Annotated in this window: 2 protein-coding genes; both read left to right on the top strand. The window is 64.5% G+C overall.

Annotated features, from left to right (window positions below; all coding sequences use genetic code 11):
• Positions 1–10 precede the first annotated feature (10 nt).
• Positions 11–2134, top strand: coding sequence for an AMP-binding protein (locus J3U88_RS13195; RefSeq protein WP_207859240.1), 2124 nt, complete (start codon positions 11–13; stop codon positions 2132–2134).
• Entirely contained in the window at positions 2134–14391 is a 12258-nt protein-coding gene (locus J3U88_RS13190) for a non-ribosomal peptide synthetase/type I polyketide synthase (protein ID WP_207859239.1), read from the top strand. Before J3U88_RS13195 ends, J3U88_RS13190 begins: the two co-directional genes overlap by 1 nt.
• Positions 14392–14393 lie beyond the last annotated feature (2 nt).

Here is a 14393-nt window from a genome sequence, read left to right as displayed (position 1 = left end):
AAGGTGCATCATGACGCATGAATTGTTTGGTTCGGCGACGAACCTGGTCACCCGTTTGCGCGATTTGGCAGATAACCAAGGTGAAAAACCGGCTTTCGATTTTTTAAACGAACAATCCCTCGAAACCACCCAGCTTCGTTTTTCCGATTTGGATTTACGCGCGCGGGCCGTCGCGGGCGCGATCCAGCAAGCGGGCATCCGTGAGCGCGCTTTGCTGCTGTTTGACCGGCCCGGCGATTTTGTCGGCACCTTCTTCGGTTGTCTTTACGCCGGCGTGGTCCCGGTTCCCGCCTATCCGCCCACGGCCAACCCCGCCCATTGGCAACGCTTGGAACGCATCGCCGTTGACGCCGCCGTGGACGGCCTGTTGAGCAGCAGCAAATTGTTGCCTGCCATTGAAAGCGCGCTGCAGCACAAACCGACTTTTTCTCGGGTTCGCTTGCTGGCGGTTGATTCGCTGGACGATTCAGCCGCGTCCTTTTGGCAACCCCCGACCTTGAGCGGGGACAGCCTCGCCTTTTTGCAATACACCTCCGGTTCAACCGGCGATCCCAAGGGTGTCCAGGTAACCCACGCCAACCTGATGGCCAATATCGGAACCTTCGGTCGCGAATTCGGTTTTCACCGCGAGAGCCACATGGTGAGTTGGTTGCCCCTGTTTCACGACATGGGTTTGATTGGTTGTATGCTGGGGCCGGCCATCGTGGGCTGCCGCGCGTTTTTAATGTCACCCACCTCCTTCATCAAAAACCCGGTGCGCTGGTTGCAATCGATTACCCGTTTCGGCGGCACCATCAGCGGCGGCCCCAACTTCGCCTACGACCTGTGCAGCCACAAAATTACCGAAGAACAACAAGCCGCGTTAGACCTCTCCACCTGGGAGGTAGCCTTTAACGCCTCCGAACCCATTCGTGCCGCCACCTTAAAACGGTTCGCCAAACGTTTTGCAGCCGCCGGCTTGCGCGGCAGCGCGCTCAAACCCAGCTACGGCTTGGCCGAGGCGACCCTGTTCGTGTGTGGCGTCGCCACCAACAGCCTAGCCGAAACACGCACGGTTTCGGCCAAAGCGCTGGCCGCCAATCAAACCGCACCGGAACCCGTCGACGCGGCGGATCGTTTGGAGCTGGTCGCCTCGGGCCGCATCAACCGCGACCAACAGGTACGCATCGTTGCGCCGGAATCCCTGGAAACGCGGCCCGACGGCGAGATCGGCGAAATCTGGGTGCAGGGCAGCGGCGTCACCCTCGGTTACCGAAACCGACCGGAACAAAACCAGCGCGACTTTGCCGCGCACACCGCCGAGGGCGACGGGCCTTATCTGCGCACCGGCGACCTGGGTTTTGTCCAGGCGGGTTCGCTGTATGTCACCGGCCGCATCAAAGATTTGCTCATTTTCAACGGGCGCAACCTCTACCCCAGCGACATCGAACACACGGTGGAACGCACGGCACCGGGCCTGCGCCCCGGTTGCGGCGCGGCCGTCAGCGTCGCGGGCGAAGCGGGTGAAGAATTGGTCATCTTGCAGGAGATCGCGCCGCGCCACTTTGATGAAAGCCGCGCCGACGACACGGTGCAAGCGATCCGGGAAAAGGTGTGGCACCTGCACGGTGTCCAACCCGTCGCGGTGGTTTTGTTGCCCCCCAAAAGCATCCCCAAAACGTCCTGCGGCAAATTACAGCGCTACCAAGCCCGCCGAGGATTTTTGGATCGTGCCTGGAAACCGGTGGCGGCCTGGCATAAAACGGAGGCAACCGCGACGGCCGAGATCACCGCGCCCGCGGCGACACCGCGACTCGGCGACATCCACCGCCTGACCCGGGAACACCTCGCAGCCACCATGGGTCTGTCCAACGCGGGCGCCTTGCCGGGCAGTCAAAAATTATTCGAACTGGGTCTTGATTCCATCGGCGCACTTGAATTCAAAGGGCGCTTGGAAGACGAATTCAACTGTGAACTCGAAGCCGGCTTGGTGTTTGATTACCCGACCATCGACGATCTGGTCGCGCACCTCGCCGAAACGTGCGGGCTTCAGCCACAACCAACCCAAAACGACGCCGATTTGGACGCCATGAACGAAGATCAGCTTGCCGAATTACTCGCGCAAGAACTCGGTAGCAGCCAAGGCGGGCGCTGATGACGGGAACCACCGACCGGCGCCGCCTGCTCCAGGAAGCCATTCGCGAGATCCAACGCCTCAAGCAGGTCAACCGCGACCTTGGTCAACGGCAACAAGCCCCGTTGGCGATTGTCGGCGGCGCCTGTCGTTTCCCCGGCGGGATCAATACCCTGGCGGATTTTCACCGCCAGCAGCAGGAAGGCCGCTCGGCGGTGTCGCGTCTGTGCGATCACCCGCGCTTCGCGGACCAAAGTAACGACCCCACCTTGGCCGGCTTACACGCGGCCTTGTTGGAGACAGACCCGTCCGACCCGGTAGAACCGTTCGACCCCGTCGAACTGTTTGACGCAAACTTCTTCAACATCCCGGCCCGCGAGGCGGCGCTGATGGATCCCCACCAGCGCCTGTTGCTGGAAGTCGCCCATCACGCGCTGGAAGACGCGGGCCTCACCCGCGCCGGATTGGCGGGAACGGAAACCGGCGTGTTCGTCGGCACCGGCAGCCTGGACCACGCCCTGCGTTTGGGCGGTATCAAAGACCCCGATAGGGTCAACGCCTACACCGGCACCGGCGCCGCGCTCAGCATCAACGCGGGTCGCCTTTCCTACGGCCTAGGTCTTACCGGCCCCAGCATGGTGGTAGACACCGCTTGTTCTTCCAGCCTGGTTGCCATCCACCTCGCCTGTCAGAGTTTACGCCGCGGCGAATGCCGTACCGCAATCGCCGCCGGCATCAACCTGATCCTCGCGGCAACCTCCAGTCAGGCGCTGGCCGCCGCGGGCGTGCTCTCGTCTTCTGGTGCCTGCCATACCTTCGCGGCGGCCGCCGACGGTTATGTTCGCGGCGAAGGCTGCGCGGCGCTGATCCTCAAAACCTTGAGCGATGCAGAAGCCGACGGCGACACCATCCTCGCGGTGATTCACGGCAGCGCCACCAACCACGACGGCGCCAGCAGCGGCCTGACCGCGCCCACCGGGCCGGCCCAGGCCCGCGTCATCGAACGCGCGCTGGCCGACGCGGGTTTAAGCGCGGACGACATCGATTACATCGAAGCCCACGGCACCGGCACCCAACTCGGCGACCCAATCGAGGTCAACGTCTTGGGCCGTTTGTTCGGCCGAAAACATCCCGTCGCGATGGGTTCGGCCAAAACCATCATCGGCCACCTGGAAGCGGCGGCGGGCATTGCCGGCGTTTTGCGCACGGCGCTGGCGCTCCACCACGGCAGCCTCCCGGCCCACCTGCACTTCGACGAACCCAATCAGCACATCCCCTGGGCCAAACTCCCCCTGGAAGTGAACACAAAAAGCAAACCCTGGCCACAACGCAACCGCCCACCTTACGCGGGTGTCAGCAGCTTCGGCATCGGGGGCAGCAACGCCCACCTGGTACTGGGCGGCTACCAACCGCCAAAACCAACCGAAGCCGACCGGCAACCGGAGCGACCGGCGCTGGAACTGCTCACCCTTTCCGCCCACGGCCCGGCCGCCTTGGCATCCCTGGCTCAAAGCTACCGCGACCGCGCGGATTTGGCGGACTTGGTTTATGGGGCGCGCCATGATCGCGACCACTTCCCCACCCGTTTGGCCCTACTCGGCAAAGACGCCGACGAACTGCGCGCGCAATTGGATCATGTCATTATTAATATGTCCAAAACCGAAAACGCACCGTTGCCACCTCGGCGCTTGGCGATGATGATCGGCGGGCAGGGCACCCAATACGCGGGCATGGGTTTGGGTTTGGCGGCGGCGCATCCGGTTTTCCGCCAATCCATGGACCGCTGCGCCGCGATCTTGCATCAAATGTGTGACGTCGCACTCCACGAAATCCTCGCCGACCCCGAGCGCTTGGCACAAACCCAGTACGCGCAACCCGCCATTTTTTGCACCGCCTACGCCACGGCCAAACTGTGGCAACACTGGGGTTTAGAACCCGAAGTGGTGTTCGGCCACAGCGTCGGCGAATACGTGGCGGCCTGTTTGGCCGGCATTTTTAGCCTCGAAACCGCGGTGTCCCTGGTGGCCGCGCGCGGGCGCGCCATGCAGGCGGTACCGGTCGCGGGCGCCATGGCGGCGATCCATCGCGACGCGCCGCGGACCCGCGCTTTATTGGAAGCAATGGGCCGTGACCTCGATATCGCGGCGGTGAACAGCCCCAAACAAACGGTGGTGGCGGGTGACCGCGATGCGGTAACAGACTTCCTCAACCAATTGAAACAAAAGGGCATCGGCGGCAAACTTTTGCCCGTGGGTTTTGGTTTCCACTCATCGCTGATGGAACCGGCGGCGGCGGCCTTTGCGGCCGTCATCGAAAAAGCCGTGTTTTCCCCGGCGACCAAACCCATCATTAGCAACCTGACCGGGCGCCTGGACAACGGCGCGATGCAAACACCGCAATACTGGATCGACCACATTCGCCAACCCGTTTTGTTCGCGGCCTCGTTGCAACAGGCGGCGGAAATGGGCGTTAACTGCTTTTTGGAAGTGGGCGCGGTTTCGGTGTTAACCGGCTTAGCTCGCCAAAACCTTCCCGACCCCTCATTGCAATGGTTGCCAGGACAGAAACAAAAATCCAAAACGGACGCTGCAGCGGCGTTGCATCCGTTGTTTTCCGATCTGGGACGCTGGTACACGGCCGGCGGCAACGTCGATTGGAACGCTTTTGACAGCCACCACGCCAAGCCGACGAATCGCCCCAAAGCCCCGCTTTACCCGTTCCAACAGGAGCGGTTCCCGTTGATCGGCAAAAGCGGCGTTAAGACGCAAGTCAAAGAAACCGCGCCGGTCGAAGCAAGCAGTTCGGTATTGGACGGTATTCTCACCCTGCTGGCCGACGTGTTGATGATCCCCAAACATAGCATCGACCCTGACAGTTCGCTGTTGGAACTGGGCAGCGATTCGGTCGCCCTCGCGGACGCCGCCCAAAAACTAGAGCGCAAGTTTAAGGTACAACTTCAGTTACGCCAATTTTTTGAAGACCTGCACAGCCCGCGCCTGCTCGCGGAACACATCGCCGCCCGCACCCCCGCCGCGACGGTACCGGCCGAACCCGAGCCGGCCGCCACCCGTTTGGACGCGGGCGACGATGCGGTCGCGGTTCTGTTCCAGCAACAGCTCGACATCATGCAACGGCAACTCGCCGTTTTGGAGCAACGGCAACTCGCCGTTTTGGAGCAACGGCAACTCGCCGTTTTGGAGCAACGCCAACTCGCGGTGCTGGAACAACGCGGTGCCGCGCCCCAACCCGCGCGTGCCGAGGCACCCAAGCTAGCCAAAACACCACCCCAAAAAGCGGGCGCCGCCACCCTGCCCTTCGGCGGCTTGAACCTGAACCGCGGCCGACTCAGCGAACAACAGCAGGCCCACCTGGACAGCCTGACCACGGCCTATACGGCACGAACCGCCGCGTCCAAAGCTTACGCGGCCAAAAGTCGCAACCAACTCACCGACAACCGCGCCTCGGCCGGCTTCCGCTTTTCCACCAAAGAAATGCTGTACCCGATTGTGGCCGACCGCTCCCAAGGCGCGTATTTCTGGGATTTGGACGGCAACCGCTTTATCGACATCACCATGGGTTTTGGCAGCAGCCTGCTCGGCCACCAGCCCGATTGTGTGACGGCTGCCTTGCAAGAAACGCTGGCGCGGGGTTTCCAAATTGGGCCGCAATCCGCGCTTGCGGGCGAAACCGCCGCCTTGCTGTGCCGCTTAACCGGCACGGAACGCGCGGCGTTCCTCAACTCGGGCACGGAAGCGATCATGACCGCCTGCCGCTTGGCCCGCGCCAAAACGGGGCGCGCCAAAATCGCGATGTTCGCCGGTTCCTACCACGGCCACGGCGACGCCACCCTGGGTTCGGCCGACGAACAAGGCCGCACCATCGCCCCGATCGCGGGGATTCCCGACAGCGCGGTGGCCGACATGGTAATCCTGCGCTACGGCGATGACGCGGCCTTGACGTTCATCGAACAACATGGCCGTGAACTGGCGGCGGTTCTGGTCGAACCGGTGCAAAGCCGCAACCCGGCGCTGCAACCCCGCGCCTTTTTGCAGCGCCTGCGCACGCTGACCCGCGCGGTGGGCTGTGCGCTGATCTTTGACGAAATGATTACCGGTTTCCGCTGCGCGCCGGGCGGTGCGCAAGCCTGGTTTGACGTCCACGCCGACCTGTGTACCTACGGGAAAATCGCGGGGGGCGGCATGCCGATCGGCGTGGTCGCGGGCGATGCGGCCTTTATGGACGCCCTCGACGGCGGGACCTGGCAATACGGCGACGCCAGTTACCCGGCGGCGGACACCACCTTCTTCGCGGGCACCTTCTGCAAACACCCGCTCACCATGGCGGCCGCCCACGCGGTGCTTCAACACATTGAAACGGCCGGGCCGGCCCTGCAAGACGGGCTCAACCAACGCACCGCCGCTTTCGCCGAACAGCTCAACCAATGGTTCGCAAAAGAACAGGTCCCGATTCGCATCGACCACTTCGCCTCGCTGTTCCGCTTCAACTTCCAGCAAAACCTCGACCTGTTTTTCTACCATCTGGTCCACCAAGGGGTGTACATCTGGGAAGGGCGAACCTGTTTCTTCTCCGCGGCACACACCGAGGCCGATATCGCGGCCGTCGCCGACGCGGTCAAACACGCGGTCCAGGAACTGCGCCGCGGTGGTTTTTTGCCGGGCTCAGCCGGATCAAACCGCGCGGAGGCGGTAACACCCAAATCGGGAAACAGCCGCTTTCCCTTGTCACGTGCGCAACAGCAAATGATGCTGGGCGTCGCCCGCGACCGTCGCGCCGACAGCGCCTACCACCTCAGCGCCGACCTGGATCTGAACGGCAGACTCGACCGCATCCGTTTGCAAGCCGCCTACCGCGCGGTGCAACAACGCCACCAAGCACTGCGCCTGCGCAACGACGGCGAACACCAATGGGCCGTTGAGGAAACCAACGGGATCACCTGGTTCGATTTGCGCGAAACAGCCGATCCCGACGCCGCCTTGCGCCAAAAGCTTGAGGAAGCGGCGCAACAGGTTTGGGATTTGCGCGAACAAGCCCCCTGCCGCGCACTGGTCTTCCAACTTTCGGAAGAAAAAGTCCGCCTGCACCTGCGCCTGCACCACGTGGTCGCCGACGGTTGGTCGGCCGGTTTGGTGCTGCACGATCTATGGTCGGCCTACGCGGGCGAAACCTTCGACGCACCGGCCCCTAGCTTCCAAAACTTCTTGACCGAAACGGGCGGCGTCGATCCACAACAACGCGCCTACTGGCTGCAACGGTTCCGCGGGCATCGCTTTGCCAACCCCTTCCCGGTCCGCGACCGGCAAGCCACGCGCTACGCGGGTCGCCGCACGGGCTTCACCCTGCCCGCGGCCGCGATCAAAACCACCGCCGCCGCGCGACGGGCCACGCCGTTTATGGTGCTGCTCACCGCCTGGTGTCGCCGTTTGCAACAGGTCGCCGAAACCCGTGATTGGGTCATCGCCACGCCCAGCACCGGCCGCAAAGGCGCCCATCAAAACGCGGTGGTCGGCTACTGCACCCACCTCCTGCCGTTGCGCGCCAACCCCGGCGGTGACAACTTCGACGAACAACTGGACGCCACCCGAGCCCAAGTGCTTGAGGCCTTTGAAAACGCCGATGTGCCCTTCGCCGATTGGTTCGAGGCGCTGGCCCGCGAACAAGGTCCCACGCCCGCGCCGCCCGCGTTGTTTAACTATGAAAAGGCACCGACCCTGCCCAAGCTGGAAGACCTTGCCGTCACTTTTGCCGGCGGCAGCGTCGCCTACAGCGCCTTCCCGATCATCCTGAACGCGGTCGATTGCGGCGATCACTTCGTGTTGGCATGCGAATACCAAACGCGGTACTTCGACGCGGCGACCATCGCCGCGTTGTGCGAGGGTTTACGCCGCGACCTCAGCCAAGCCAACGAGACCCCCGCCCAAGTTGTGCCCGCAACCCCCGCGCCCCAAGCCAACCAGGCGCCAAGCGAACCCGGCTTGACCCTGAGCCAAAAGCTGGCGGCCCATGCGGCGGCCTGCCCCGAACAAGCGGCGCTGTCCGACGGGCAAACCACGCTGACCTATGCCGCGCTCTACCGCCGTGTGCAACACTTGGCCGCGGATCTACGCCGCCGCGGCATCGGACCCGAAAAACGGGTTGCCGTCGTGGCGGAGCCGTCAATCGCGCGCCTGGGCGCCTTGCTCGCGATCTGGCACAGCGGCGGGGTCGCGGTCGTCATCGACGCCGATCAGCCCGAGCCACGACGTCGCGCCATGTTGCAACGTCTCCCGATCCACTGCCACATCGGCACGGGACAAAGCGGAGCACTTGACCTGCAGGGTTGGTGGCACGAGGCTGATCAAAGCGAATCCACCCCGTGCGACCCGGTCGCGGTCGACGCGGCCAACGCGGTGTACCTGGTCCACACCTCCGGCAGCAGCGGCCCCCCCAAGCCGGTATGTGTCACCCACGGCGCCTACCAACAGGTGCAGGCGGACCTCATCCAACGCTACGCGGTCCAACCCGGCGACCGTGTGCTTCAATTGGTGGGACTGCACTTCGACGTGGCCATGGCGGATGTGGCCCTCGCCCTCGGCGCGGGCGCCTGCCTGGTACTCGCCCCCAAAGATTGCCTGCGCGACGGCGAACAAACCACGGCCTTCCTCGCCGCACAACGCATCAGCCACGTACAAATCCCGCCCTCGGCCTTGGCCCACTGGCCCGAAACCGATTTGCCCAACCTGCGTCACCTGGTGCTCGGCGGCGAAACCTGTCCGCCCGCGCTCCTCACCCGTTGGGCCGCGGGCCGCACCCTCCACAACGCTTACGGCCCCAGCGAAACCACCATTACCGTCTGCGCCGACCGCTATGGCGACGACCAAAGCTGGACCCTCGGGCGTGCCTTGCCGGCCTGCCGACTAACCTTGGTCGACGCGCGCGGTCAAGCCGTTGAAGCCGGTACGCCGGGCGAGCTGCTGATCGGCGGTCCCACCTTGGCGCGCGGTTACGCGGGCGATGCGCGCCGCACCGCCGCCACCTTCCGCCCCGACCCCTTCAGCACAGAACCCGGCGCACGGGTTTACTACAGCGGCGACCGCCTCGTCGAAAGGTCGGACGGCCGTCTCGAATTTTTGGGGCGCCTGGACCGCCAGATCAAATGGCGCGGCTTGCGCATCGAACCCGGTGAAATCGAACAGGTGTTGCAACAATGCCCCGGCGTGGCCCAGGCCGCGGTGGTTTTTGACGCCGAGGCCCAACGTCTCGACGCCTATGTCGCGACCGCCGGCAACCGACCCGAACCCGCGCGCTTGCGCCAAGCCTTGGCCGAGTTGCTGCCGGCAACCCATATGCCGAGCAGCGTGCAGGTGCTTGAGGCCTTCCCGCTCACCGTCAACGGGAAACTGGACATCGCCGCGCTGCCACAAGCGACCACCAACCCACACCAACCGCTGCAAACCCAGACGGAACAGCAAATTGCACTAGTCTGGCACGAGCTGCTGCACGGCGCCGCCGTCGGCGCGGACAGTCACTTCTTCGAACTCGGCGGCCATTCCTTGCTGGCCGGCCAAGTGCGCACCCGCTTGCGGGAACGCTTCGGCATCGACCTGGAACTGCCGCTGCTGTTTGAGCATCCCGTTTTGGCCGATTTGGCACGGGTCGCCGACCAACACCAACGCCGCGCCCACAAAACCCTGACCCCGGCCCCCGCCGACGCACGCATCCCACTGTCATCCCAGCAACAACGCCTGTGGTTCCTCGACCAATTCGACGGCCCGAGCGCCACCCACAACATGCCGCTCGCCCTGCGCCTCAAGGGTCAGTTGGATCGCGACGCGCTGAACGCCGCCGTCGCCGCGCTCAACCAACGCCATCCGATGCTGTGCAGTTTTGTAGCCGTTGACGCGGGTTCCGGTTTCATCGCGATGGATCCAAGCCGCGCCGCCGAGGTGTGCGCTTTTGACCTCACCCCGCTCGACCCGGACCAACGGGAACGGGAACTCCAGCGCCAACTTGCCGCGCAAAGCCAAACCCCGTTCCAACTGGAACAAGGTCCCCTCGTGCGCTGGGCGCTTTTTGCGCTCAGCGAGGAGGAACACGTCCTCTCGCTGACACTGCACCACCTGATCGCGGACGGTTGGTCAATGGGCGTGTTGCTCGGCGACCTGACCGCGGCTTACAACGCCGCGTGCGCCGGATCCCAACCCAACAACCGCGCCGAGGGTTTGCAGTACCGCGACTTTGCCTACCACCAACAGCACCGGTCGAACGCGGCGGTTTCGGAACGGTTTTGGGCCGAAACCCTGGCCGGTCTGCCGCCGCTGCTGGCATTGCCTACCGACCATCCCCGTCCCTTACAACAGAATTACCAGGGCGCGTTGCGCCCGGTCCATTTCCCGCAAACCCTTGCGGTCCAAGTTGATCGTCTGGCACAACACGAGGGCGTCACGCCTTTTATGGTGCTGCTCGCCGCCTTTAACCTGTTGCTCGCCGACTGGTCCGGCCAAGCCGATATTGCGGTTGGTACGCCGGTCGCGGGCCGCGATCACGGTGACCTGGAACAGGTCGTCGGTTTGTTCCTCAACACCCTCGTACTCCGCAACCACGTCCATCCCAAACACAGCTTCGCCGAACTCTTGGCCACGGTGAAACGCAACAGTCTTGCCGCCTTCCAGCACGCCGACACCCCCTTTGAACGGGTGGTCGACCTGCTCCAACCGGAGCGCAGCCTGGCCCACGCGCCGCTGTTCCAGGTGATGTTCATCCTCAACAACGCGCCCTTGCCGCCGCTCACGCTGGACGGCCTCGAAGCGACACCCATCGACCAGGCGGGCACCCGCTCCGAGTTCGATCTCACCCTCTCGCTGCGCCAAACCGAAAACGGCTATCAAGGCGACCTGGAGTACCGCACCGACCTGTTCGAACCGGCAACCATGCAACGCCTGTGCGAAAGCTTGGCCCAAGTGCTCGGCCAGGTTTGCCGCCACCCGGACCGGCCGCTGTCCAACCTGACCCTGATCCCGGCCGCGGAACAACAGCAGTTGCGCGCCCTGGGCAGCGCGCCGCCCCTGCCACCCGCGGCACTCACCCAAAACATCGCTGCCCGCTTCGAGGCATGGGCCGCCCGCCAAGGCGCGGCCGCGGCGGTCGTCGACAACGGCAATGCCCTGAGCTACGCCGCCCTCAACCAGTCGGCCAACCAACTGGCCCATCACCTGGGCACGCTGGGACGCGCGCCCGAAAGCCAAATCGGGATTTGCCTGCCGCGCGGGGCCGCCACGGTGATCGCGGTGCTCGCCTGCCTCAAAGCCGGCCAGGTCTACGTGCCACTGGATCCGCGTTTGCCCGCCGCCCGCTTGGCGAGCATGGTGGAACACGGCAAGGTGCGCCTGCTGATCACCAACAACGAAACCGACGAACAGGCGCGCCAATTCGGCCGCGCCACGCTGAACCGCGACACCGCCGCCGCCATCATCGCCCGCCAACCCGAGCACAACCCGGACTTGGTGATCGACCCCGACCGCGCCGCCTATGCGGTGTTCACCTCCGGTTCGACCGGCACACCCAAGGCGGTGGTCAACACCCACGGCGCCCTGGCAAGCAGCGCGGCCGCGTGGTTGCAAGCCTACGACCTGCAACCCCACCACGCCCACCTGCAGATGGCCGCCTTCTCTTTCGACGTTTGGGGCGGCGACCTGATCCGCGCCTTGTGCAGCGGCGGGCGCCTCGTGCTTTGCCCGGCCGAAACCTTGCTCGACCCCCCCGCGTTGTACACCCTGCTGCGCGAACAGGCCGTGAGCCACGCCGAATTCGTGCCCGCCGTCTTGCGCCACCTGGTTCAGTGGGTCGGCGACACCGGGCGGCGGCTCGATTTCATGACGATGATCATCACCGGTTCCGATCTGTGGTACGCCCGCGATCAAGCCGCGCTGGAAGCGGTTTGCGGCGCCGAAACCCGGCTGGTCAACAGTTACGGCCTGACCGAGGCGAGCATCGACTCGACCTGGTACCAACCCCAACGCGGCACCGCCGCCGACGACGCGGTTTTACCCATCGGCACGGCCTTCCCCGGCGTGGAAACCTGGGTGCTCGACCGCTTCGGCCGCCTCACCGCCACCGGCGTGGTCGGCGAACTTTACATCGGCGGGCCCGGCTTGGCCCGTTGCTACGGCGGCGACCCCGCCAAAACCGCGGCGGCCTTTGTGCCCCATCCCTTCAGCGACACGCCGGGCGCCCGTCTTTACCGCACGGGAGACTTGGCGAGACGGGGTCGCAACGGCTGTCTTGAATTGGTCGGTCGCCGCGATCAACAGGTCAAAATTCGCGGGTTCCGCATCGAAACGGCGGACATCGAAGCACACCTGACCGCCCACGACCAAGTCCAAGTCGCGGTGGTTCAGGCCCGCGGCGACAGCCACCACCGTTTCCTGGTTTGCAGCTACACGGGTTCGGCCGACAGCGACAGGTTACGCGCCTGGCTGGCCACGCGGCTGCCCGACTACATGGTCCCAAGCGTGTGGCAGCACCGCGACAGCATGCCGCTGACCGCCAACGGCAAAATTGATCGCTTGCGCTTGGCCCAAATGGAGATCGCGGCGACGACGGAGAAGGAAACAGAACCCGTTGCCGCGCAAGGTCCCGCCGCGGTGTTGCAGCGCATTTGGCAAGAACTCCTGCCGCAAAAAAACATCGGCCCCAACGACAACTTCTTTGCCGCGGGCGGCGATTCCATCCTCAGCCTGCAAGTCGTCGCCAAGGCCCGCCACGCCGGCCTAACCCTCACCGCCAAGGACATCTTTGAACACCAAACCCTCGCCGAACTGGCACGCGTCGTCACCGTCGAGGAGGACGCGGCAACCGAGGTGCTCACGCAACAGGCCGTGTCCGGCCCCGTCGCGTTAACCCCAATCCAAATTTGGTTTTTCCAGCAGCGTTTGCCGCGGGCACACCACTTCAACCAAGCGCTCTTGTTCGAACAACAAACCCCGCTGGACACCGCGCTGACCCGCGCCGTCCTGACCCACCTCGCCAACCACCACGACCAACTGCGCGCCCGCTTCAGCCAAGACGCGCTCGGCGCGGTGGTGCAGTGGTTACCCGAACAAGAAACCGCCGACCTCGTGGAAACGGTCGCCTTGGGTGACCTGGGCGATTGGGACGAAACCCGTCGCCGCGCCCACATCGCCGCGCGTTGTGCCGACCTCCAAAGCGGCCTCGATCTGGAAAAAGGCCCGGCCCAACGGGTGTTTTTGTTGGATTGCGGCACGGCCCCCTCGCTGCTCTTGTGGGTCTGCCATCACCTGATTGTCGACGGTGTTTCCTGGCGCATCCTGCTCGAAGACTTTATGACGGCCTACGCCCAAGCGGCCGCCGATCAACCCCTTGCACTGCCCGCAAAATCCCTTTCCTTCCAACAATGGGCGCAACAGCAACAGGCCGCCGCCCGCGCCGACGAACGCCGCGAGGAACTGGCCTACTGGCAGGCGGCACTGCCCAAAAACCCGACCCTCCCGGTCGACCATCCCAACGGAACCAACCACCACGCCGATTTGGCCTTGGTGCGCGAGTCCCTGGACGCGACCGGCACCGCGCAACTGCTGCATGAGATCCCGCAAAGTACCGGTCTGCCGCTGCAAACCCTGCTCTCCGCCGCCGTCGCCGCCGCATTGGCGCAATGGAGCAACGAGGACGGTGCCTTGCTTGAAGTAGAGAGCCACGGACGCGGCAACAGCGATGTGGCGCGCACCGTGGGCTGGTTCACCGCGATTTATCCGCTGTGGTTACCCGTCGACGGCGACCTGGACCGCTTGCTCAAGGAAACCAAGGAACGCCTCAAGGCCGTCCCCAACGACGGTCTCGGCTTCGGTCTGCTGCGCACGCTGCACCCCGACCCCGCCGTGCGTGCCGCCATGGCGGCGCTGCCGCAACCGCGGGTGGGTTTTAACTACCTCGGCCAGCTGGACGGCGTCCTCGACGCGGACACCCCACTACAACCCGTCGACGACCTGCTGCTCGGCGACATCCACCGCGACAACCCACGCTCGCTCGAACTGGAAATCACGGCCCAGGTCCAGCACGGCCGCCTGAGCTTCCTGATCGACTACAGCGCCGCCCGCTTCGAGGCGGCCACCATCGAAGCCCTGCGCGACGAACTGAAACGCGGCTTAACCGCCCTGATTACCCACGCGCTCGCCGACGACACGCCCACCTTCACCCCTTCCGACTTCCCCAACGCGGACTTGGCCCAGGACGATCTGGACCAACTGCTAACCTTTTTAGGCTGAAC

Source organism: Acanthopleuribacter pedis (assembly GCF_017377855.1).
GTDB classification, from domain to species: Bacteria; Acidobacteriota; Holophagae; order Acanthopleuribacterales; family Acanthopleuribacteraceae; genus Acanthopleuribacter; species Acanthopleuribacter pedis.
This window is presented reverse-complemented; position numbering and strand designations above follow the sequence as displayed.